Origin of the sequence: Alcaligenes sp. HNGD-HTN06 (assembly GCF_049932565.1) — a bacterium.
In the GTDB taxonomy this organism is placed as follows: Bacteria; Pseudomonadota; Gammaproteobacteria; order Burkholderiales; family Burkholderiaceae_B; genus Alcaligenes; species Alcaligenes ammonioxydans.
Genome location: NZ_CP187782.1, coordinates 663,059 through 684,625 on the forward strand (window position 1 = coordinate 663,059; position 21,567 = coordinate 684,625).

A 21,567-nucleotide genomic window follows, 5' to 3' on the forward strand; every position below is an offset into this window, starting at 1 on the left:
AAAGTAGCCCTGCCGATCCGAACCTTCCGGTTCGGATCGGCAGCCTCTTCGCAATCAGGCTCCTGACATTGCGTGCAATGGCAGGATGTCGCAGAGCAGGAATAAAACATGGCGCTAAGGCAAACTATCAGTCAGCTTGGTTCTACCTTGATAGGGGCCGTCAGTACTCGATTGGAGCTGTTCGCTCTGGAAGCTGGCCAGCAAAAGGCGAGCCTGATCACGCTGTTTAGCATGGTGTTCGGCGCGCTGCTCTTCTCAACGCTGGCAGTGCTGGTGTTCAGCTTGCTGCTGGCTTTGTATTTCTGGCCGACAGAATATCGCTACTGGGCTCTGGGCGTGTTGGTCGTGCTGTATGCGGGTTTGGGAGTGGGTCTGTTCATGGCGGTACGCCGTCGTTTGACCTCCGGTCCGATTCCTTTTTCGGCCACTTTGTCCGAGTTGCGTCGCGATGTTGCATTTATTGAGCGCTTGCGGGATACCGAAGGAGACGGTAAATGAGCATCAAACAAGAGAGCATGTCTGCCCAGGAGCGGGCTGTGCGTATTGAATTGTTGCGAGTGCGCGCCTCCCTGGAGCGCCAGACTTTATCGTCCCAGGTCCATTCGCTGGGGCAGGACTTAAGCCCTGGCAATTTGTGGAACAGTGTCAAACCTTCTGGTCTGAGCATGGGCGGCGTGGTTAGTAATGCGTTGTCTTTGTCGCGTCGTTATCCGTTTTTGCTCTCCGGTGCATCGGCATTGCTGAGCAGTTTGGGTGGGCGCTGGATGCGGATTGGCGCTCTGGCCCTGGGAGCGTGGAAGTTGTACGACTCGTCTAAATCAGCGCGTGAAAAAGCCCGCAATGTTCTGGTTCCCGTGCGACGCAGTCCCCGCGTGGACGAGTAAGTGGCGCGTATTTTGAAAAACCGGCTCCGGCCGGTTTTTTTTGCGTCTGATCCTGGCTTTGCATTCTGCCCGACTGGTTTTTGAGGGCAGCAGGGCTTATGCTCCCGATAATCAATAATTCCAATTGAACTAGACCCACCCCAGGAGACATCGCCCGTCATGCAGGTGCCATTACTGAATGCGTTAAGAACTTTTACGGTATCGGCGCAAAGGCTGAACTTTACCAAGGCAGCCGAGGATTTGCTGGTCTCCCCCTCAGCGGTCAGCCATCAGATCAAAGTGCTGGAGGAGTATCTGGGCTGCAAACTGTTTTTGCGCAAAAACCGTTCCCTGGAGCTGACGGATCAAGGGCAGTTTCTGTTTGATCGTTTGCAGCGGCCTTTTTACGAGATCAATCAGGCCTTGCGCGAATTGCGTATGCCACACGGCAAAAGCCGCATCAATCTGTCCTTGCGCCCCTTTGTGTCCAGCATGTGGTTTACCAGGCAGCTGTGTGACTTCTGGTTGAAGCACCCGGATATTGAAATTAATTTACTGCATAGCTTGCAGGCGCCGGATTTCTTCAGAGACAACATCAATTTTGCGATTGTCTGGGGCAAGCAGGGGGACTGGCCGCACTTACAGACTTTGCGCATCATCCCCGGTAATTTGACGCCCGTGTGTGCGCCATCGTATTTGCAGGCGCATGGCCAGATTAGGTCTTCGGCAGATCTCAACCAGCATGTGCTGATTCACGAAGAGAATCAACTCTGTTGGGAGCAGTGGTTACGCAAGGCGGCTGGTCAGGAACTGACGGCTAAAAAGAGCTTTCATATCGATGACACGAATGTACGCCTGAATGCGGTTCTGAACGGTCAAGGGGTGATGCTGGGTTGTCCGGCTCTGTTGCAGCCACTGATCGAGAAAAAGGAACTGGTTCAGCTGTTCGATGTTTGTCTGGATGAATACGCGTATTTCCTGGCTTATCCCAAAGAGGCGAATCATAGTCGGCAGGAGCAGGAGTTTGTGGATTGGGTGGCGTCCATTGCAATCCGCTAGGCGGTAGGGTCGGAGCGTTTCCCCGGCTGGCGTTCAGTGATGGGACTTTCTCAGTTTTACTGGGGTTGCCACTGCCACTGCCACTGCCACTGCCACTGCCACTGCCACTGCCACTATCCCTTTGTCCCTAGTCTCTAAGGTAATGCTTGAGGCTTGGGAGGCCGTTCTTGCAACGCATCGGGCTTGTGAACCCTTTATTGCGCGCTATTTTGCTCACCTCAGGCATGGAGCGGACTTGCCAGCGGCCGTTCCGCAGACCTTGAATCGGGGTTGAGGCCGGACTGGTCGTTCTCAATCCGCAACGATTGCAGCCTTCCGTTTCTCCTTCCTTCGTTTCAACAACAAAAAAAACTCATCGTTCCGTCAAATTTACTCAATTTTCAAGCGCCACTCCCTGTCGCATCATGGGCCTGACCAAATAAAAGCCATTCATGGTGCTCATGCAAACCAGAGGAGATATCGAGATGAATCATGCTGTGCGCTCGCCGATTGCGATTGAAGAATTTGACCGCAGCTATTTTCAGCAGGAAACCGACGAGGTTTTTGCCTTGCCTCCCGAGTGTTTTACCTCGGAAGCGTTTTTTCAGTTTGAACTGAATGCTGTGTGGAAGAAGCAGTGGTTCTGTGTGGGCCGTGCAACCGACATCCCCAATGCCGGTGACTTCTTCACCTTTGATGTAGGCAATGATGCCTTGTTCGCCATTCGCACGCGTGAAGGCGGGATCAATGTCCTGTCCAACGTCTGTCGCCACCGCAATATGCTGTTGCTGGAAGGGGCGGGGAATGTACGTCGCATCAGTTGCCCCCTGCATGCCTGGGTGTACAACATGGAAGGTGAACTGGTTTCGGCTCCCGGCCTGACGGATACTGACGCCAGTTTCGACCCCAAGAGTGTCTGTCTGCCCAAGATCCGCACCGAGGTCTGGGAAGGCTTCATCTTCATCAACTATGACGCCACCGCGCCCGCTTTGCATACCCGTCTGGGTAATCTGGGCAAGCAGTTGGCCAACTACCGCATGGCCGAACTGAAGTCCTCGGAACCCTTGAAGATGGAGAGCTTCGACTGGAACTGGAAGATCTTCAATGACGAGTGCTATCACTGCAGCTTTTTGCACGCCTCGTCCTGGGGAGGCATGTATGAAACCAATCCGGACCGGGTGGATGAAACCGCTGTCTTTAATGATGTGCCCAATGGCATTGTGTCCTACAACCTCATCTCCACACATAGAGATGCTGCACCCACCCATACCGGCTCCATTTTGCAGCCGCCCATGGATGGCTTGACCGACCAGGAACGTACCCAGCTTTCCTACGTGACGGTGGCCCCCAACCTGTTGCTGGTGGCCATGCCCGACAAGGTCAAGTATTTCATGTGGTTGCCCAAAAGTGCCCAGCAGTCCACCTATGGTGTGTCCTGGATGTACCCGCAAGCCACGCTGGAGCGTGAGGACCACAAAGAGAAGTTCGATCAGGAACACGACGATCTGTACCCCGTCATGATCGAGGATCTGTTTGCCTGGCGTCGTTCGCATCAAGGCATGCAGTCCAACTTTGCGTCCCGTGGCCGTTTGACCAACGAAGAGCTGGTCATCAAGCGTTTGCAGAACTGGCTGATCGATCTGTACCGCGCCGAAGAGCGTCGTGCGGACGAACAAAGCCGGGTGTTGCCGATCAGAGCGATCGCCTAAGGGAGCAGGAGCCGCATCATGCAGCAAACTTTGCAAACACGCGTGCTGAAGAAAACCAGGCTCTCGGACCGTGTCGTCGGTCTGACCCTGGGTTTGCAAAACGGGGCCGAGTTTCCCGCCTGGGAGCCGGGGGCCCATATTGAGTTGGAGCTGGCGGTCTCGCAGAGCGAGCCGCTATACCGTCAGTATTCCCTGTGTGGCCAGCAGGCCAACACCCGTGAATGGCAGATTGCCGTTCTGAAAGAGGACGCGGGGCGAGGGGGCTCGGCCTACATCCATGAAGTGTTGCAAGAAGGGGATGCGCTGGCTGTCAGTCTGCCGAAAAACCACTTCCCCTTTGCTGCCAACAAGAAGTGCTTTTTTATTGCCGGTGGCATAGGCATCACGCCTATTGTGCCCATGGTTCAGGCGGCTGCAGCCGCTGGCCTGGACTGGCATCTGTTGTATCTGGCCAGAAACGCAGCAGATTTTATTTTTCTGCAAGAACTGCAGCAGGTGGACGGCCAGCGCATCACCACGCATGCCTCCAATCAGGACGGCCTGTTTGATCTGCAAGGAGCATTGAAAGCGCTGGATGCACAAACCGTCGTCTATTCCTGCGGTCCGCAGCCGTTGCTGACGGCCTTGGAAAACTATCAACAGGAACAGGCCGACAGTGGCTGGCAACTGGTGCTGGAGCGTTTCTCGGTGGAGACCGATCCAGCCATGCTGCAGGGCAAGAGCTTTACCGTGACGTTGCAAAAATCGGGCAAACGCATTGCGGTAGCCGGGGATGAAACGATTCTGGCGGCCTTGAAACGGGAAGGCATACGGGTCAAGTGCTCATGCCAGAACGGAACTTGCGGGACTTGTGAAACTGGGGTGATTGCCGGTCTGCCGGAGCATCGTGATTTTGTGCTGTCTGAGCAGGAACGCCAGCTCAATGAAACCATGATGATTTGTGTTTCGCGTGCCGTGTCGGCTGAATTGGTATTGGATCTATAACAATAAACAGGAGAAACACCATGAAGAAAGTGGTGGTTACAGGCGGTTCGGGCCGTGTGGGCTCGTACGTCGTACAGCAATTGATGCAGACCATGGATGTGGTCGTGGCGGACTTAAAGCCCAGCCAGCATCAGGTTTCCTTTGTGCAAACCGATGTGATGGATCTGGACGCGGTTCGTGCCGCGACCAAGGATGCGGACGCGGTTATTCACTTGGCCGCTATCGATTTTGACTGGAAAGCGCCCGAGGAGCAGTACATCAATGTGAATGTACGAGGCACTTGGCATGTACTACAAGCTTGTCGGGAAAATGGCGTAAAAAAAGTGGTGCTGTGTTCCAGCATCTCCGCCTGCGGCCTGTCGGAAATGCGGGCGGACTGGAAGCCCCAGTATCTGCCCGTGGATGAAGCTCACGACAACAAACCTTATCAGGCTTACAGCGTCAGCAAAATCATGATGGAGCAGATGGCCAAGAGTTTCAGCGAGGCCACGGATATGGAGATTATCTGCCTGCGTCCGCTGGCCGTGGTGTTGCCCGAAACCATTCACGAATATATCCAGTTTGTGGACAGCCCCGACCGTAACTGGCTGTTTTATTACATCTGGGCAGCGGACTTGGCACGCGCCTTTGAGGCGGCCGTGAATCTGCAAGGTCTGCGCTACGGCGTGTTTTTCATCAGCGCAGACGATAGTTCCCACCCCCTGGCAACGACAGACTGGTATCAGCAGATTATTGGTCCTGTGCCTGAAATCAAGAACCCGCGCTGGTATCAGAACAATCCTCGTGCTTCTATTTTCAGCAGCCAGGCCGCCAAGGAAATTCTGGGATGGCAGCCAAGTACGGATTTCCAGCACCTGCGTGAGCAATACGCGGTGGAAAAAGACCTGGCCTGACGGGCCCAGGTACCCATGATGAATAATTTGAACACGGAGACTTGAGCATGACGGGTATTAAAACCGGTACGCTGGATTGGACAGGCGACAACCCTTTTATTTATTTAAAGACCGACCCTGAGCAGGATTGGTCGTCCTTGTCCCTGTATTTTCGCATTGCCAGCTCGGCTTATGGCAGCGGCCAGGCCATTCTGGTTCTGGACAAGCCCTACGAGGACGGACAGGACAATGACGCGCGTTTGCTGATCACGGACAACCAGCCCTTGGCCCACTATCTGGTGCAGGATTTTGTGCGCCATTTCGGCCTGTTTCGCAAGGCGGTGGCGCTGGACAGGTTGCAGGTGTTTGATGACGGCGTTTTTCAGACGGTGAACCGTTTCCCGGAACTGGTCAGCGAGTCTGTGACCTCCGCCCGTGCTGGTCTGACGGTGGAGTTGCAATGGCATCAAATGACGCAACCAGCTATTTGCGTGGATCTGCCGCAAAGCCAGACCCAAACCCAGAAGCACGAAATGATGTGTGTGTTTCACCCGGCGCAGCAAGCCAAGGTGCTGATCAATGGCACGGCCTTGCCGGGCAACACCATCGAGCGTGACTTTAACGGCTCGCGTGCGCAGTCCGCCAGTCTGGCGAACAGCGAGACCTGGGTGCGTGTGGCATAAGGAGACGAGATGGCTCAGCATGTAGAGACACAGGCTCTGGCCGTGATGCCAGCCTGGACGGGGGTGCGGTCCCTGCAATCCATTTTGCCTTCGCAAGACCGCCTGGTCTTGCATGCCGGGCCACCGTTTCGGGATGCGCAGGAACTGCCTGCTGCGATACGAAACTCGGTCCTGATTGGCATACTGTACGAGGGGTGGGCCACGAGCAAGCAAGAGGCGCAAGCCTTGCTGGAGGCGGGCGGCGTGCAGCTGGCCCCCGCTCAGGATTATGGGGTGGTCGTGCCGCTGGCCGGCGTTGCGACACCGTCCATGTGCCTGATCGAGGTCAGCGACAGCAATCGGCCCGAGAACAAAAAATACTCGGTGTTCAATGAGGGCATGCAGTGGTGCACCCGACTGGGTATTTTTGCTGATGAGATGGTGCTGCATCTGCGTTGGCTGCATCAGGATTTGGGTGCACGGCTGGCCGCGCAGTTCCAGGGGCCGGTAGAACTGGCACCCATCGTTCAGGCGTCCTTGCTAAATGGTGATGATGGCCATGCGCGGACCCTGCATGCTTCCCGGCAACTGGCCGACATTATTGTCTCCTGGGGCATCAATGATGAGGCCAGTCAGACTTTCCTGCATGGCGCGATGGCCTGGGCATTGAATTACTGGATGGCGGCCAGCGCGCTGATCCTGGCATATCAGACACCTGCCGATGGCGCTAACGCCATTGTTAAAGTGGGGGGCAATGGTTTGCGTTTTGGTTTGCAGCTGGCCGGCTCCACGAGCTGGTTGGTGACGGATGCTCCTGTCATTGCGGGCAATAAAGAGCCCGGCCATGAGCAGGCGAACGCACTGGGTGCCTTGGGTGACAGTGCCGTGGTGGATTTTGTGGGACTGGGTGGTCAGTGTCTGGATCTGGCCAGTCTCAGTGCCAGAAATCTGCAGGCATTCCTGCCCTCGGATTATCTGACGCGTCAAAGTTTGTTCTTGAAGACTCGCTTGCCTTTTCTGGCCGGACGCCCCGGCATTACCGATTTTGCGCAAGTGATGGCCAGCAATACCGGACCGTTGGTGCTGCTGGGCATGATTGACGGTGCTGGCGAGCGTGGTCGTGTTGGCGGCGGGGTGGCGACGGTGGACGCCTCTTTATTGCAGGCTCTCAAGGAGTGGCACAATGAAACGACAGTGGTTTAAGCTGCCTTTGCATCAATTGCTGCATGCTCTGCATTCGGGTCAGGCCAGTCTGCCCGAGATCGTGGCCTCGTTCTATGAGCGTATCGCCCTACGTGATGACAAGATCGGCGCCTGGCAGTATTTGATTGATCAAGAAGACTATCTGGCCGAATACGAAAGTCGCAGCGATTTTTACAAGGCCTCGCCCTTGATGGGCCTGCCCTTTGCGGTCAAGGACGTGATTGACACGGCGGGCATTCCCACTAGCATGGGATCGGCCATTCACCAGGATCGGATTCCAGACATGGATGCTTCCTGTGTTACCGCAATCAAAGCGGCAGGCGGCATCTTGATGGGCAAGACGGTCACGACCGAGTTTGCTTACTTTCAGGCAGGCAAGACAAACAACCCGCATGATGCCGAGCGCACACCCGGTGGTTCGTCCAGCGGCTCTGCTGCCGCTGTCGCTGATTTCATGGTGCCGGTCGCCTTTGGCACACAGACGGCGGCCTCGGTCATACGACCCGCCTCTTATTGCGGTTGCACAGGCTATGTAGGCACCCGCAATGAGTTTTCCTTACGCAATATTCAGCCCTTGGCGCAGTCGCTGGATTCGCTGGGGATACTCAGCAATGATGTGCTGGATACGCTTTTGCTGCGTAATCTGCTATTGCACAAACCGTTGAATCTGGCGGCGCCAGGCACCCAGAGCAGCAGTGTGTTCGCGATGTTTACCGGCCAGGCACTGGGCGAGGTTCAAGACAAGATGCTGGAGACCCTCCAGGCCTGCCAGCAGGATCTGATCGGGCAGGGGCATCAGTGTGTGGATTTTCCCTTGCAGGACAGCATTGTTGAGCTGACGGCATTGCACGCCCAGATCATGGCTTACGAGGTGGCGCGCAATCTGGTGTATGAACAACAGCACCATGACAGCTTGAGTGCCCATGTGCAGTCCTTGATTCGTACGGGACTGGCTTTTCCCTACAAGGACTACATCGCGGCCTTGCTGCGGGCGGATACACTCAAACAGGGGCTGCTGGACTGGTTCGAACAGGCAGGGGCGGATTTCATCCTGGCACCTGCGGCAGCAGGGATAGCGCCTTGTAAAACCGAGGGTACCGGGGCGCCATTCATGAGCCGGGCCTGGCAACTGTTGGGCTTGCCCGTGGTCTCCCTGCCTTTGGGTTATGCCCAGAAAATGCCGATGGGCTTGCAGTTGATCGGCAAGCCGCATCAGGATGATGATTTGCTGCTGCAGGCGCTGCAGTTTCAGCAACATTTTCTAAGTACGGATTCGGTTCTGGCCGTGTAATTTCCTGTTTTCTTTTTTCTTTTGAACGCTCTGTTTTTACAGAGCGTTTTTTTTGACGCTGCGCTTTTACAGTTTAGGCAGTAAGTATTTTTCCAATAAGCACTTCAAACCGTAGAGTGCTCCGCCGATAATCGCCGCAATGGCCAGAAAGTCGGCGCTGAACACACTTTGTTCCTTATCGGCCAGTTCCATATAGATGTGTTCGTTAGCGGGTCGCGCGTAGGTCATGGGAATGGAAGGCCTGGGCAAGTCCGCCTGCAGGACCAGATAGTTGCCATTTGGGCCTGCCTGCAACAGAAGCGTGTCGACCGGGGTGGGGGCCAAACCATTGCTGTTCCCCAGTTCGCACAGTGTCCGGGCTCCTTGCGCCCAGTTGTCCTGGCTGTCCGGACAGTAGGCCTGAGTGCTGTAGCCGTTGCTGAACTGCACCGTCAGCCACCCTTGGACGTGCGAGGCGGGGTCGCTGCTTACAGTTACGTTGGTCAGGCTGACAGTGGTCATGGTGCAAATTCCTTGGCAGTGCAAACGCGCTTTTCAGTCTGCTTAGGGCAAGGACTCAGTCTATATTTGATGCGCGCTTCAACAGGCTATTCTATAGAAGCTGGCATGGGAATATGGCTTTAGGTATAGATAGAATCACCTTGAGAAGACTGGCTTTTAATGTAAATCAAATTGTTTCGTAAAAAAAACAGCCCTGCAAAGCAGGGCTGTTGATAGCGGAAAGCTGGCAGAAAGAGGGAAAGCCTAGCTGGCGCTTGCCTTGCCCATGTTGATAGCCGGTTTGGCATCATGGGCCGGTTCGGTGTGATAGCGACGTAGCGGCTTGTTGGCCGTTTCGGGCATCAGAACCGTAACCCAGAAAAAGCACAATACCGCGACGATCGTGACGTAAAAAGCCGGAGCCAGGTAGCTGCCAGTCTGGGTGGTCAGCCAGATGGCCAGGTAGGGCGCCGTACCGCCAAAAATGGCGAAGGTGATGTTGTAGCACATGCTGGAGGCGGTATAGCGCATGTCGGTGGGGAACATCTCCGAGAGCAAGGTCACGGCCACGACACTGGCGGCCACCTGCCCGATACCAATGATCAGCATGCCGAAAATGGCCGCTTCCAGGGACGCTCCTTTGCTGACGATCATGTAGGCCGGTATGGTGAACAGTGCATGCCAGACAGCGGCAAACTGCATCATGCGACGGCGGCCCACCCGGTCCGAGATCACGCCGGCAATGGGGGTCAGGGCGGTGACAAACAGCAGGGCCACCATGTTCGCGGTCAGGGACTGGACCGAGGACAAGCCAATGACCGTGCGCAAAAAGGTGTTCATGTAGGTGGAGAAGATATAGAAAGACAGGGCGTACAGCACAATGAAGCCGCCCAGCTTCACAATATTGGAACCCTCTGCCTTGAATACCTGGGAGGCGCTGTAGCTGAGCTGCCCTTTCTTCTCTGCACGCATCTGTTGAAACTCGGGCGATTCGGCCAGATGATCGCGGATGAAGAAGGCCACAATACCCATGGGGATGGCCAGCAGGAAGATGATCCTCCAGCCCCAGTCACCCATGGCGTCGGTACCCACAATCGCAGCCAGACCGGCACTGATACCGGCAGCCAGCGCAAATGCAAAGTACGTGGCGCCAGACATGGCCCAGGCGTAGGAATTACGCTTGTTCATGGGGCTGTGCTCAACCGTGTAGATGGTGGCGCCTGTGTATTCGCCACCGGCCGACAGCCCCTGGATACAGCGGATGATAATCAGCAAAACCGGTGCCCAGATACCAATACTGTCATAAGTTGGAATCATGCCAATGGCCGCGGTCGAGCCGGACATCAGCAAGACGGTCAGGGCCAGGATTTTCTTGCGGCCAATCCGGTCGCCCAGTCTGCCGAAATAGATGCCGCCTAGAGGCCGCACAATAAAGGACACCAGGAATACCGCAAAGGTGGCCAGCAAGCCGGCCATCTTGTCTTCCGAAGGGAAGAAGTTCTGTGCAATGTAAACGGCCATATAGCCGAACAAGGCAAAGTCAAACCATTCAACGATCGTGCCGGCCGCTGAACCCATCATTACTTTTTTAATGTGACCGGTCTCGGTATGTTCCGATTCGGCCACCGTGTTTGCCCTTTGCATACTTATGTCTCCTCAAGTATTGGGACTATCTGTTTTTTGAAATCAAACCCTGTGGGGGTAGCTGGTTTTTTATTATTTACTGGCGTGTGTGGCTGTCTTTTATTCGTATTGGTATTGGTTGGATGCTCGATCAGAGCACCGGCTGCAACAGGATGAGTTCCTCCTTTTTGTAGGGCTGGGCATCCGGTCCTGGCCTGCTTGCAAAGCGCCATCCAGTGCGTGCTAGATAAGCTAATCCTCTGCCAATCGCTTGTCCATTCACTATTCACGCACTATTATTGACCGCGATGTTATCAATCTAAAATATGAGCAAAATCATGATTCCCGCACGCCTGGATTTGCATCATCTGCGGGCCTTTAAAACGGTGGCCGAACAGTTGCATTTCAAAAAGGCGGCCGAGCTGCTGCATATCACGCAGCCAGGGCTGACGCGCATCATCAAAAAGCTGGAAGATGATTTGCAGGTGGATCTGTTTGAGCGCAGCACCCGCCAGGTCCGGCTCACGGCGGCTGGTTTTTTGCTGCTGCAGGAAATTGAACAGGTGTTCGTGCATCTGGAGCGCGGCATCGAGTTGGCTCAGAAAGCCAAGTTTGGCGATATTGGGCATCTGATCATTGCCTACAATGACTATGCGGTGCAGGACGTGCTGCCCAGAACGCTGGAACATTTCAAGCAGCAATATTCAAACATCACAACCGATTTGTTATATATGCCCACGCAGCAGCAAATTCAGGGCTTGCAGCAAGGCAGTCTGGACCTGGGTTTTGGCTTTGCCTTCTCGGATGATCCCGAAGAGCTGGGCGTGCAGTGGAAGCCTGTGTGTCATGATGACCCGATTGTGCTGTTGCAAAGCGATCATCCCTTGGCCCGGGAAAAGTCCATCCCCTTGGTCGAGCTGGCCCATGAGCGGTTTGTGGTGGGCAGCAAGACACACTGGCAGGTCTGGCGCCGCTACTTTTATTCATTGTGCCGACATGCCGGTTTTCACCCCAACTCTGTGCAGGAAGCCAGCACTATTACCGGCATCATGAGCATGGTGGCGGCCAATATTGGCATCGCCATTTTGTCGCAATCCTTGCGCAAATATGTACACCGTGATCTGGTGGCGATTGATCTGGATTTGTCCGGGCAGCATCCGCAATCCTTTATCAACATCATGTGGCAGGAAAGCAATGCCAATCCTTGCGTGCCTTTATTCATCCAGACCATTACCTCGGAGCTGATGACGGCGCGAGCCTGAGGCTTGAGTATTTCTCATGGACCCTTGATGAGCGGTCATGATGCAGGGCGGGCTGTTTTGCTACAGTGCAGTTTTTAAACCCGTCCCCTGCTATGAGTACTTCCACAATACAGTTTGGCCTGGATCACGTCATGCTACGTGTGCTGGACCTGGACCGATCGCTGGCTTTTTATCGCGATGTTCTGGGCATGCAGGTAGTGCGTCACACGGATTATGAATCCGGCCGTTTCACCAATGTCTTTCTCAGCTTTGACCCGAGCACGCAGTCCAGCCTGGAACTGACCTGGAACTGGGATCAAGACGAACCTTATGAAAAAGGCGGGGCGTTCGGTCATCTGGCCCTGATGGTCAGGGACGTGCATCAGGCAGTGGATTATCTGCAGGAGCAGGGGGTCAGAATCAAAACCCCACCCAAGCAGATGAGTCATGGCAAACGTACGATTGCTTTCGTATTTGATCCCGACGACTACCTGATTGAGCTGGTGGAGCCGCTGGCTTAGGCCTGACCGGCGCATTGGGAAGGCCAGGCGGCCGGCCTGCTTGGTGTGCCGGCTTAATGCACCCAATAAAACAAAGACCATGCACCGTTGCGGTGATGGTCTTTGTTGCGTTTGATGCGTACGGGCTAAACGCGCGCTCTGCCTTACAGCCCTAGCGAGCCCCACATATCATCCACTTTCTTTTTGGTGGACTCATCCATTTTGATCGGTGTGCCCCATTCGCGCTGGGTTTCTCCCGGCCACTTGTTGGTGGCATCCATGCCCATCTTGCCACCCAGTCCCGAGACGGGCGAAGCAAAGTCCAGGTAGTCGATAGGGGTGTTCTCGACCAGCACAGTATCGCGCACCGGGTCCATGCGGGTGGTCATGGCCCAGATCACTTCCTTCCAGTCGCGGGTGTTGACGTCCTCGTCCACGACCACGATGAACTTGGTGTACATGAACTGGCGCAGAATGCTCCAGACCCCGAACATCACGCGTTTGGCGTGGCCCGCGTACTGCTTGCGTATGGACACCACAGCCAGGCGGTAGCTGCAGCCTTCGGGTGGCAGATAGAAGTCCACGATTTCGGGCAGTTGCTTGCGCAGCAACGGTACAAAGACTTCGTTCAGCGCGACACCCAGAACAGCAGGCTCATCAGGTGGTTTGCCGGTATAGGTGCTGTGATAGATCGGGTTGCGACGCATGGTAATGCGCTCGACCGTAAAGACCGGGAACCAGTCCTGCTCATTGTAGTAACCAGTGTGGTCGCCATAAGGGCCTTCCAGCGCCATTTCGTAGTGGCTGTCGGCAGGCGGTTTCATGCCTTCAGGCACGTCGGGTGTCAGGGCGTCCGGGTGATTGCTGGGCAGGATATGGCCTTCCAGCACAATTTCGGCCCAGGCAGGCACGGACAAGTCGCTGCCCAGTGCCTTGGCAACTTCGGTGCGTGAGCCGCGCAACAGCCCGGCAAACTGATATTCGGACAGGCTGTCCGGGACAGGTGTGACCGCCCCCAGAATGGTGGCAGGGTCTGTCCCCAGAGCAACCGCAATCGGGAAGGGTTTGCCGGGATTTGTCAGGGCGTGGTCGCGAAAGTCCAGTGCTCCGCCGCGATGGGACAGCCAGCGCATGATCAGCTTGTTGCGACCAATCAGTTGCTGGCGGTAAATGCCCAGATTCTGGCGCTTGGCATGTGGGCCTTTGGTAATGACCAGACCCCAGGTCAACAAGGGAGCGACGTCACCAGGCCAGCACAGTTGCAAGGGAATCTGGTTCAGGTCCACATCCTTGCCTTCCAGTACGACTTCCTGGCAGGCAGGAGAGCGTACGTGCTTGGGGCTCATGTCCCACAAGGCGGATTTGAGCATGGACACTTTGGACAGTGCATCGCGCATGCCGGTGGGGGCTTGCGGCTCTTTCAGATTGGCCAGTAGTTCGCCTGTGTCGCGTAATGCCGACACCTCTTGCGCGCCCATCCCCCAGGCAACGCGTTGCGGCGTACCGAACAAATTGGCCAGGACCGGCATGGCGGCCTTGACGCCTTGATGCTGGGCATTCTCAAACAAGAGTGCCGGTCCACCGGCACGCAGTACCCGGTCACTGATTTCAGTCATTTCCAGCGAGGTGGAAACGGGCTGCGTAATCCGCTTCAGATCGCCCCTGGCTTCCAGTTGGGCAATAAAGTCTCTCAAGTCACGGTATTTCACAGAAGAACGGGGCTCCGCTTGCAGATATTTTGGTTAAGACCTTGAACAGGTTCTAAGGTTAACATCGGGCAGTTAGCAATACTAAGGATGAACCCATGGGCTTCCAAGATATGGACTATGTACTTAGTCGCTCAGCCCGTACCCTGACGTATCGCATCGGCGAGTTTGTACATGTGTGTGCCATGTATCTGGGCATAGCCGTACTGGTGACGATTGCAGCCTGTGTGGTTGTACCTTCCATGCGTGCTCAGTTTAACCAGCTTTATACCGGTCTCGTGCAAACCCTGCGCCCCGAGGCGGTGAAATACGATGCGTACAGTCTGGCGGTCTGGCCGGCAGACACGAGTCAGCCGGCCCTGTCTGAAGATGGCCAGGATTTGACCCAGACGGAACAGCAGCAGGCGGTTTCTGCCTATCAGGGCTTTATGAAAAATCTGCGTGCCTCGGTGACGGGGCAGCCCATCGCAGGCGTGACAGCCGCCCAGCAGCAGGCCTTGCGCAGCTACCTGGCGCGCAAGTACAAGATCGCCTACTCGGTATCCGGGGCCCTGATCCACACGGCTTTTATTGTGGGCAAGGAAAAGAACCTGGACCCGCAACTAATTCTGGCCGTCATCGCCATTGAGTCACGTTACAACCCCTATGCAGAAAGTCATGTGGGGGCCCAAGGGCTAATGCAGGTCATGACTAAAGTCCATAAAGAGAAGTTTGATATCTATATGGAGGGCACGCTGGCGGTATTGAGCCCTGAGGCCAATATCCGGGTGGGCGGTCAGATTTTGTCCGACTGTATCCGTCGCCGTGGTTCCATTGAAGGGGGACTAGCCTGTTATGTGGGGGCCACCGGCCCCAGCGATGGTGGTTACGGGGCCAAAGTGCTGGCAGAGCGTCGCCGTATTGCCCTGGCCTCCGGTATCCCGGTCCGGACACGCTAGGCGGTCCGGATGGGAGGTAACGAGTGTCTGGGCGTCTGAGGGCCGGGCCCAGAGCGGGGCTTAGCGGCCCAGGAACTGGCCCAGACGACTGATTGCCTCTTGCAGACGGTCCATGCCGGTGGCATAGGACAGGCGCAAGGTATAGGGCGCGTGAGCGGTGCCAAAGTCTCGGCCCGGTACCGCTGCCACACCGGCCTCGTGCAGCAATTGCTGCGAGAACGCATCGCTGTCCTGGCTGTATTCACGGATATCCGTATAGATATAGAAAGCGCCATCCGGGCGGACAGGCACGCGCAGACCCAGACGCTCCAGCTCGGGCAGCAGGTAGTCCCGCCGTTGCTTGAAAGCCAGACGGCGTTCTTCGTAGATCGCCATGGTTTCCGGCTCAAAGCAGGCCAGGGCGGCATGCTGGGCCAGTGAGGGGGCGCAGATTGCCAGGCTGGCGGCCATGCGCTCGCAGGCTTCGGTCATCCAGGAGGGCAGGATCAGCCAGCCCAGACGCCAGCCCGTCATGTGGAAGTACTTGGAAAAGCTGTTAATAACAATAATGTCCTGATCCAAGGTCAAGGCGCTGAGGGGCGCCTGTTCGTAAAACAGACCCAGATAAATCTCGTCCATGATGATAAAGCCATCACGGGCGCGCACTTCCTTGATCAGCTCTTGCAGGGCTGGGCGGGAAATTGTGGCACCTGTCGGATTGTTGGGCGAGGCAATCAGCACGCCGCGCGTGTTGGGACCCCAATGATCGCGAATGTGCTGGGCGCTCAGTTGAAAGCGTCCTTCTGCCGAGGCGGGGATCAGACGGGCTGTGCCGCCCGCTGCCATGATGAAGTTCTGGTTGGCCGGGTAGGAGGGGTCGGGCATCAGCACTTCATCGCCGGGATTGATCAGGGCCAGGGTCGCCAGTGACAGGGCGCCCGAAGCCCCTGCCGTGACCACGATGCGAGACGGGTCGACACGGGCCTGGAACTGCTGTTCGTAATACAGGGCGATGCGCTCGCGCAAGGCGCTCAAGCCCGCTGGGGCGGTGTACTGGCCCAGGCCTTGATTGCTGGCCTGATGCAGCGCATCGACCACGGCTTGCGGGGCGGTAAAGTCCGGTTCACCTATGCCCAGGCTGATAATGTCGCGGCCCGTGGCCTTTAAGGCATTGGCCTGTTTGAAGAGTTCAACAGCATGAAAAGGAAGAACGTGTTCGGTACGACTGGCGAGGCGGGACATACGGCAAATCTCGGGTAAAAAGTGTATTGTAGGACCTTGCTCAAAAGGGCGTCAGGTGGCTGTGGCAGGTGCGCATGCTCAAGAAGGGTGCAAGCCGGCGGGCCAGTTGGCCTCAAGTGTAGGTTTGTTGCAGGAAAAGTCTATGGTTTCTTCGTCCAGGCGTGCATTTTTGATGGGTCGTCGTCCTCCCCAGACGGCCTGGCAGTCATTTTGTTCGCGTCTGAAAGCCCGGGTTCAGGGCGAGTGGTCCTTGCTCAGTGCGGAGCCGGATCATGAACAGGCGCGCCTGGAGCCGGCTTCCAGCGCGGACGTGCATATGGTGTTGACGCTGGCCGCCGAGTATGGGGTCACGGTGTGTCTGGAGGGTGTGCCGCAGGCTAGCGAGACGGATGGTCCGGTGATTGTTCTGGCTCCGGGTCGACAAATGGCACGCTGCGACCGTCTGGAACCCAACTCCAATCGCTGGTTTGTTCAGCCGGGTTGTTTGCTCGGAGAGATGGAGGCCAAAGGCTTTCAGGGGCTGGCCACTGCGCCTGCCGGCATGACGGTGGCCGCCTGGCTGGCTGACCGTCGTCAGCATGATTGGCCCAGTGGTCGTACGGCGTTGTCGGGTGTTCTGCATTGCTCGGTCATTCTGGCGGACAACACACAAGCGGCGCTGGGCCCCTTCGGACAGGACAACCGTAACCCTCTGGACAGCCTGCGCATGCAGCAGTTGATCCCCGCTTTGTTTCGCTTGATGGGCGAGCCCGACACGCAGGCCCTGCGTCAGGAGCATTGGCCCTGCCGTTACCGCCTGGATGCGCTCGAACCACGTGACGGCGATGGCATCAATCTGGCGCATCTGATGTTGGGCCACGGTGGTGATCTGGCCTGGGTGGAGTGGCTGGTGCTGGATGAGACCGTGCTTAGTGGCTCGGACCCGCAAGACTGGTCCTGGCCCAATCAGGAGCAGCCGTGGCAGGCCCAGGATGTGGATAGCCGCATCAAGGCCCTGTTTGATCCCACCGACCGCTTTTCTTATCCTGGCCAGATGCTGTGAGTTTGTCCTGGCCCGTGCTTGACCCCTGATGTAATTCAAGGGCTAGAATGGTTCCTGCCTGGGCCGCAAAGGCTCGGCAAGGCGACTGGGATGGAGGCTGTCAGCAGGGCAGATGAGGGCAGACGGTTTGAACAGGCTGCAGGTCTGTTTGAATAGACGCTGTCAGACAATGGCCGCTTTCAGGCGATCCCGGTCCGTTTTAAATGGATTTTTGAGTGGGTAACAGCATGGACGCCAATTTTCGGAAAGCAGCTCTGGAATATCATGAACAGGGCAGGCCCGGAAAGCTTTCGGTCACGCCGACCAAGCAATTATCGAACCAGCGGGATCTGGCGCTGGCGTATTCGCCTGGCGTGGCAGCCGCTTGTGAAGAAATCGTCAAGGACCCACAAAACGCCTTTCGCTATACCGGGCGGGGCAATCTGGTCGGCGTCATCTCCAACGGTACCGCCGTGCTGGGTTTGGGAAATATCGGCGCCCTGGCCTCCAAGCCCGTCATGGAAGGCAAGGCCGTGCTGTTCAAGAGCTTTGCCGGTCTGGATGTGTTTGACATCGAGATCAATGAAACCGATCCCGACAAGCTGGTCGACATCATCGCGGGTCTGGAGCCGACCTTTGGCGGCATCAACCTGGAAGACATCAAGGCGCCCGAGTGCTTTGAAGTCGAGCGCAAGCTGCGCCAGCGCATGAGCATTCCTGTTTTTCATGACGATCAGCATGGCACGGCCATTTGCGTCACCGCTGCCTTTCTGAACGGCTTGAGCGTGGTTGAAAAAGACATCAAGCAAGTCAAGGTGGTGACGTCCGGTGCGGGTGCGGCGGCCCTGGCCTGCCTGGACCTGATGATTGATATGGGGCTGCCACTGGAAAATATCTGGGTTACGGATATTGATGGCGTGCTCTACGAAGGTCGCCCCGGCAATCCTGTGCCCGAACTGGCCCGTTTTGCCAAGCAGACCGATGCCCGTACCCTCAGTGAGGTGATCGAGGGGGCCGATGTATTCCTGGGGCTGTCCGCCGGTGGCGTACTCAAGCCCCAGATGCTGGAGAAGATGGCGGCCCGACCGTTGATTCTGGCTCTGGCCAACCCCAATCCCGAGATCCTGCCGGAAGACGCCCACGCCGTGCGTGATGATGTGGTCATGGCAACCGGCCGGTCGGACTATCCGAATCAGGTCAACAATGTATTGTGCTTCCCCTACATCTTCCGTGGGGCGCTGGACGTGGGGGCCACCACCATTACGCGGGGCATGGAAAAAGCCGCTGTGCAGGCCATTTGCCAGTTGGCACGCGAAGAGCAGGATGAGGGCGTTGCGGCTGCCTATGGGCTGGAAGAGGTCTCTTTCGGTCCGTCCTTCTTCATTCCTCGTCCCTTTGATTCGCGTCTGATTGTGCGTATTGCTCCGGCCGTGGCCAAAGCGGCGATGGAAGGGGGCGTGGCGACCCGCCCCATAGCGGACTTGAACAACTACATTTATCAGCTACGCCAGTTTGTTTATAAATCCGGCTCCTTCATGAAGCCAATTTATTCACTGGCTCGGGGGCTGGTGCAAGATGGTGCCAAATCCCGTGTGGTCTTTAGTGAAGGCGAGGACGAACGCGTCCTGCGCGCCGTACAGATTATTGTGGATGAGGGGTTGGCCAGTCCCATCTTGGTGGGCCGTCCCGCTGTCTTGCAACAGCGCATCGAACGTTATGGTCTGCGTCTGCGTCTGGGCATTGACGTGGAGGTGACCAACCCCGAACAGGACGATCGCTTCCACCGTTACTGGACCAGTTACTGGGAAATCATGTCGCGTCGCGGTATCAGCAAAGAGATGGCTCGCGTGGAAATGCGGCGTCGCCCGACCCTGATCGGGGCCATGATGCTGCATCTGGGCGATGCCGATGGCATGATCTGTGGCACAGTGGGACGTTACGAAAATCACCTGGAACTGGTGGACCAGGTCATTGGCAAAGCACCGGGTGTCAAAACCTATGCTGCCATGAATATTTTATTGCTCAGTGAGCGCAGTGTGGCCCTGACCGATACGCACATTAACCACGATCCCGATTCGGACCAGGTGGCCGAGATCACCCTGGCGGCAGCGCGTAAAATGCGCCAGTTCAATATCGAACCCAAGGTGGCTCTGCTGTCCAGTTCCAATTTCGGGACCAATAATTCGCCCGCAGCGGTCACCATGCGCGGTGCGCTGGAGCGCGTGCGCCAGCTCGACCCCAGCCTGGAAGTGGATGGTGAAATGCACGGCGACTGCGCGCTGGATGAAAAGGCCCGTCATCAGATCCTGCCGACCTCGGCCCTGAGCGGCGAGGCCAATCTGCTGGTCTGCCCGAACGTGGAAGCGGGCAATATTGCCTACAACCTGCTCAAGACGGCTGCGGGTGGTAACGTGGCAATTGGCCCTTTCCTGCTGGGAGCCCGGGCACCGGTTCATATCATGACCTCGACCTCGTCAGTGCGCCGTATCGTCAATATGACGGCCGTCACGGTGGTGGATGCCAACGTCGCTACTGAAGGCTGATACGGATCATGATTCAGCGCTCACCCGCCCCGCTGGCCTTGATCCTGAACGGGGGCGGGGCGCGCGGCGCGTATCAGGCCGGGGTGCTGGCCGGCCTGCTGGAGCTGCTGGACCCGGAGCGCAACCCCCAGTTCAGCAATCCTTTCGATATTATTTGCGGCTCGTCGGCCGGTTCCATCAATGCGGCCGGTCTGGCCTGCCGCGCTGATAAACCGCACGAAGCTGTCGACCATATACAACAGCTGTGGGGGTCCTTGCGCACCAATGACATCTTTCATGCCGACCCCTTGCAGTTGCTGGCCACCAGTGCGCATTGGGTAGCCACGCTAGCCCTGGGCTGGCTGGCCCCCCGTCTACGCGATCATGTGCCGCACTCCATGCTGGACAACTCACCCTTGCGCGAGTTGCTGGAACAGAGCCTGGACTTTGAGCGCCTGCAACGCAATCTGGCCCAGCAGCATGTGGGGGCGCTGGCCATTACCGCTGCCGCCTACACCACTGGCGAGCACCTGACTTTTTACCAGTCGGATGAGCGCATTCGCCCCTGGACACGCAATCTGCGTCGCGCCATTCCCGGCGTCATCGGAGTGGACCATCTGATGGCTTCCAGCGCCATTCCCTTCATGTTTCCGGCGCAGTCACTGCAAGTGGGTAAGCAAACTCAATGGTGTGGTGACGGCACTATGCGTCAGTTGGCCCCCATCAGTCCGGCCATACATCTGGGCGCCCATAAAGTCTTGATTGTGGGGACGGGATATGCGGACAACACGTACCACGAGCAAGAATGTGCAGACCCGCCATACCCCTCTTTGGCGCAGATCAGTGGCTATGCCTTGTCCAACATATTCCTCGATAGTGTGTCAACGGATATTGAACGTATGGAGCGGATCAATACATTGCTTGCCTATATGCCTGCAAATGTATTACAAAGCCAATCGCTGCGTCCTGTCAGCACGTTTGCCATCACCCCCAGCCGCTCGCTGGATGAAATTGCCACCCGGCATATTCATCAGATGCCAACTGCTGCACGTACCCTATTTCGAGTACTTGGTGTATCTTCAAAGTCCGGTCCGACCACAGGCGGTGCATTAATTTCATATTTGTTATTCGAGTCCGGCTACACCCAAGAGCTGATCGAGTTAGGAAAGACCGATACCATGAGTCGTCGTGAAGAAGTATTAGCGTTTTTTAAGGAAGCGTCCTGATGAGCCAATCCCTGACTTTGCAAGAGGCTTTGCAACAAGGCGGCGTGCTCGACGCAACGGGCCTGACGGCTGCTGATTTTCTGAAGCAGGCACAGGACCAGGGGCTCACTGCCCTGGAAGTAAGTTGCGATCGTGCGCGCAATCGCTCCGCTGTGCTGCGAGCAGTCGCCAAAGCTGTTGATTACCCTGAATTTTTTGGTGGCAATCTGGATGCGCTCTACGATTGCCTGTGCGATACCGTACTGGATCAAAAGGCTGGTTTGGCCTTGTGGCTGGACAACCTGCACAGTGGCGATCCCGCATTGGAAAAAGACGCCCAGGCTATCTTGGGCGTGTGTGAGGATGTGCATGCCTGGGCCTCGAACAACGAGCGCCGTTTTGTCTGTGTTGTTTTACATGCCGGCAAGCATCCTGATCCGGAACCAGGCGAGACCCCTGCCTCCTACTCCAGCCAGGACGAGGAATAA

Annotated in this window: 20 protein-coding genes; 16 read left to right on the forward strand and 4 right to left on the reverse strand. The window is 56.6% G+C overall.

What is annotated here, in order from left to right:
- Positions 1-108: 108 nt before the first annotated feature.
- The 9 genes from ACOZ42_RS03110 to ACOZ42_RS03150 all read left to right on the forward strand — a co-directional run bounded on the left by ACOZ42_RS03110 (position 109) and on the right by ACOZ42_RS03150 (position 8,622).
- Positions 109-498: a phage holin family protein gene (locus ACOZ42_RS03110; RefSeq protein WP_039943748.1), complete on the forward strand. Its 390-nt coding sequence runs from the start codon at positions 109-111 to the stop codon at positions 496-498.
- On the forward strand, positions 495-884 hold the full coding sequence (locus ACOZ42_RS03115) for a hypothetical protein (RefSeq protein ID WP_003803681.1): 390 nt from the start codon (positions 495-497) through the stop codon (positions 882-884). Before ACOZ42_RS03110 ends, ACOZ42_RS03115 begins: the two co-directional genes overlap by 4 nt.
- Positions 885-1,043: 159 nt before the next feature.
- Positions 1,044-1,922, forward strand: coding sequence for a LysR substrate-binding domain-containing protein (locus tag ACOZ42_RS03120; protein WP_003803680.1), 879 nt, complete (start codon positions 1,044-1,046; stop codon positions 1,920-1,922).
- A 464-nt stretch (positions 1,923-2,386) separates the two neighbouring features.
- Positions 2,387-3,610 (forward strand): aromatic ring-hydroxylating oxygenase subunit alpha, encoded by a 1,224-nt coding sequence (locus tag ACOZ42_RS03125; RefSeq protein ID WP_003803678.1) that lies wholly within the window; start codon positions 2,387-2,389, stop codon positions 3,608-3,610.
- A gap of 18 nt (positions 3,611-3,628) precedes the next feature.
- Positions 3,629-4,594, forward strand: coding sequence for a PDR/VanB family oxidoreductase (locus tag ACOZ42_RS03130; RefSeq protein ID WP_003803675.1), 966 nt, complete (start codon positions 3,629-3,631; stop codon positions 4,592-4,594).
- Between the two features lie 20 nt (positions 4,595-4,614).
- A complete protein-coding gene (locus tag ACOZ42_RS03135; RefSeq protein ID WP_003803672.1) occupies positions 4,615-5,487 on the forward strand; it encodes an NAD-dependent epimerase/dehydratase family protein in 873 nt (290 codons plus the stop codon).
- Between the two features lie 47 nt (positions 5,488-5,534).
- Positions 5,535-6,149, forward strand: coding sequence for a hypothetical protein (locus ACOZ42_RS03140; protein WP_003803670.1), 615 nt, complete (start codon positions 5,535-5,537; stop codon positions 6,147-6,149).
- A 9-nt stretch (positions 6,150-6,158) separates the two neighbouring features.
- Entirely contained in the window at positions 6,159-7,331 is a 1,173-nt protein-coding gene (locus ACOZ42_RS03145) for a DUF1116 domain-containing protein (protein ID WP_240208982.1), read from the forward strand.
- Positions 7,312-8,622: an amidase gene (locus tag ACOZ42_RS03150; protein ID WP_426345537.1), complete on the forward strand. Its 1,311-nt coding sequence runs from the start codon at positions 7,312-7,314 to the stop codon at positions 8,620-8,622. The genes ACOZ42_RS03145 and ACOZ42_RS03150 overlap by 20 nt, the downstream gene beginning before the upstream one ends.
- A 66-nt stretch (positions 8,623-8,688) precedes the next feature.
- On the opposite strand, the gene ACOZ42_RS03155 is transcribed toward ACOZ42_RS03150, so the two are convergent.
- Together ACOZ42_RS03155 and ACOZ42_RS03160 are read right to left on the reverse strand one after the other, a co-directional pair.
- Positions 8,689-9,123 (reverse strand): hypothetical protein, encoded by a 435-nt coding sequence (locus ACOZ42_RS03155; RefSeq protein ID WP_426345538.1) that lies wholly within the window; start codon positions 9,121-9,123, stop codon positions 8,689-8,691.
- Positions 9,124-9,366: 243 nt separating this feature from the next.
- Complete coding sequence (locus ACOZ42_RS03160) at positions 9,367-10,746, reverse strand: MFS transporter (RefSeq protein ID WP_003803661.1); 1,380 nt, start codon at positions 10,744-10,746, stop codon at positions 9,367-9,369.
- A 317-nt stretch (positions 10,747-11,063) separates the two neighbouring features.
- On the opposite strand from ACOZ42_RS03160, the gene ACOZ42_RS03165 reads away from it, so the two are divergent.
- Together ACOZ42_RS03165 and gloA are read left to right on the forward strand one after the other, a co-directional pair.
- On the forward strand, positions 11,064-11,987 hold the full coding sequence (locus ACOZ42_RS03165) for a LysR family transcriptional regulator (RefSeq protein ID WP_230406254.1): 924 nt from the start codon (positions 11,064-11,066) through the stop codon (positions 11,985-11,987).
- Positions 11,988-12,079: 92 nt separating this feature from the next.
- Positions 12,080-12,487: a lactoylglutathione lyase gene (gloA, locus tag ACOZ42_RS03170; RefSeq protein ID WP_240208985.1), complete on the forward strand. Its 408-nt coding sequence runs from the start codon at positions 12,080-12,082 to the stop codon at positions 12,485-12,487.
- 143 nt (positions 12,488-12,630) lie between these two features.
- On the opposite strand, the gene ACOZ42_RS03175 is transcribed toward gloA, so the two are convergent.
- Positions 12,631-14,175, reverse strand: coding sequence for a UbiD family decarboxylase (locus tag ACOZ42_RS03175; protein WP_415302162.1), 1,545 nt, complete (start codon positions 14,173-14,175; stop codon positions 12,631-12,633).
- A 95-nt stretch (positions 14,176-14,270) separates the two neighbouring features.
- Here ACOZ42_RS03175 and ACOZ42_RS03180 point away from each other — a divergent pair, with 95 nt between their 5' ends.
- Positions 14,271-15,110 (forward strand): lytic transglycosylase domain-containing protein, encoded by an 840-nt coding sequence (locus ACOZ42_RS03180; protein WP_003803654.1) that lies wholly within the window; start codon positions 14,271-14,273, stop codon positions 15,108-15,110.
- A 60-nt stretch (positions 15,111-15,170) separates the two neighbouring features.
- Here the strand turns inward: ACOZ42_RS03180 and ACOZ42_RS03185 are convergent, their stop codons facing one another.
- Entirely contained in the window at positions 15,171-16,331 is a 1,161-nt protein-coding gene (locus ACOZ42_RS03185) for a pyridoxal phosphate-dependent aminotransferase (protein WP_003803653.1), read from the reverse strand.
- A 142-nt stretch (positions 16,332-16,473) separates the two neighbouring features.
- Here ACOZ42_RS03185 and ACOZ42_RS03190 point away from each other — a divergent pair, with 142 nt between their 5' ends.
- The 4 genes from ACOZ42_RS03190 (at position 16,474) to ACOZ42_RS03205 (ending at position 21,567) form a co-directional block, all read left to right on the forward strand.
- Positions 16,474-17,373, forward strand: a complete 900-nt coding sequence (locus ACOZ42_RS03190; protein WP_003803651.1) for a hypothetical protein — start codon at positions 16,474-16,476, stop codon at positions 17,371-17,373.
- Positions 17,374-17,600: 227 nt separating this feature from the next.
- On the forward strand, positions 17,601-19,895 hold the full coding sequence (locus ACOZ42_RS03195; protein WP_426345539.1) for an NADP-dependent malic enzyme: 2,295 nt from the start codon (positions 17,601-17,603) through the stop codon (positions 19,893-19,895).
- A gap of 8 nt (positions 19,896-19,903) precedes the next feature.
- On the forward strand, positions 19,904-21,100 hold the full coding sequence (locus tag ACOZ42_RS03200) for a patatin-like phospholipase family protein (protein ID WP_003803648.1): 1,197 nt from the start codon (positions 19,904-19,906) through the stop codon (positions 21,098-21,100).
- Positions 21,100-21,567, forward strand: coding sequence for a barstar family protein (locus ACOZ42_RS03205; protein WP_003803646.1), 468 nt, complete (start codon positions 21,100-21,102; stop codon positions 21,565-21,567). Before ACOZ42_RS03200 ends, ACOZ42_RS03205 begins: the two co-directional genes overlap by 1 nt.

Excerpts from the sequence above, each read along its gene's own strand:
- ACOZ42_RS03110 (WP_039943748.1), top strand. The coding sequence starts at position 109 with ATGGCGCTAAGGCAAACTATCAGTCAGCTTGGTTCTACCTTGATAGGG.
- ACOZ42_RS03115 (WP_003803681.1), top strand. The coding sequence starts at position 495 with ATGAGCATCAAACAAGAGAGCATGTCTGCCCAGGAGCGGGCTGTGCGT.
- ACOZ42_RS03120 (WP_003803680.1), top strand. The coding sequence starts at position 1,044 with ATGCAGGTGCCATTACTGAATGCGTTAAGAACTTTTACGGTATCGGCG.
- ACOZ42_RS03125 (WP_003803678.1), top strand. The coding sequence starts at position 2,387 with ATGAATCATGCTGTGCGCTCGCCGATTGCGATTGAAGAATTTGACCGC.
- ACOZ42_RS03130 (WP_003803675.1), top strand. The coding sequence starts at position 3,629 with ATGCAGCAAACTTTGCAAACACGCGTGCTGAAGAAAACCAGGCTCTCG.
- ACOZ42_RS03135 (WP_003803672.1), top strand. The coding sequence starts at position 4,615 with ATGAAGAAAGTGGTGGTTACAGGCGGTTCGGGCCGTGTGGGCTCGTAC.
- ACOZ42_RS03140 (WP_003803670.1), top strand. The coding sequence starts at position 5,535 with ATGACGGGTATTAAAACCGGTACGCTGGATTGGACAGGCGACAACCCT.
- ACOZ42_RS03145 (WP_240208982.1), top strand. The coding sequence starts at position 6,159 with ATGGCTCAGCATGTAGAGACACAGGCTCTGGCCGTGATGCCAGCCTGG.
- ACOZ42_RS03150 (WP_426345537.1), top strand. The coding sequence starts at position 7,312 with ATGAAACGACAGTGGTTTAAGCTGCCTTTGCATCAATTGCTGCATGCT.
- ACOZ42_RS03155 (WP_426345538.1), bottom strand. The coding sequence starts at position 9,123 with ATGACCACTGTCAGCCTGACCAACGTAACTGTAAGCAGCGACCCCGCC.
- ACOZ42_RS03160 (WP_003803661.1), bottom strand. The coding sequence starts at position 10,746 with ATGCAAAGGGCAAACACGGTGGCCGAATCGGAACATACCGAGACCGGT.
- ACOZ42_RS03165 (WP_230406254.1), top strand. The coding sequence starts at position 11,064 with ATGATTCCCGCACGCCTGGATTTGCATCATCTGCGGGCCTTTAAAACG.
- gloA (WP_240208985.1), top strand. The coding sequence starts at position 12,080 with ATGAGTACTTCCACAATACAGTTTGGCCTGGATCACGTCATGCTACGT.
- ACOZ42_RS03180 (WP_003803654.1), top strand. The coding sequence starts at position 14,271 with ATGGGCTTCCAAGATATGGACTATGTACTTAGTCGCTCAGCCCGTACC.
- ACOZ42_RS03185 (WP_003803653.1), bottom strand. The coding sequence starts at position 16,331 with ATGTCCCGCCTCGCCAGTCGTACCGAACACGTTCTTCCTTTTCATGCT.
- ACOZ42_RS03190 (WP_003803651.1), top strand. The coding sequence starts at position 16,474 with ATGGTTTCTTCGTCCAGGCGTGCATTTTTGATGGGTCGTCGTCCTCCC.
- ACOZ42_RS03195 (WP_426345539.1), top strand. The coding sequence starts at position 17,601 with ATGGACGCCAATTTTCGGAAAGCAGCTCTGGAATATCATGAACAGGGC.
- ACOZ42_RS03200 (WP_003803648.1), top strand. The coding sequence starts at position 19,904 with ATGATTCAGCGCTCACCCGCCCCGCTGGCCTTGATCCTGAACGGGGGC.
- ACOZ42_RS03205 (WP_003803646.1), top strand. The coding sequence starts at position 21,100 with ATGAGCCAATCCCTGACTTTGCAAGAGGCTTTGCAACAAGGCGGCGTG.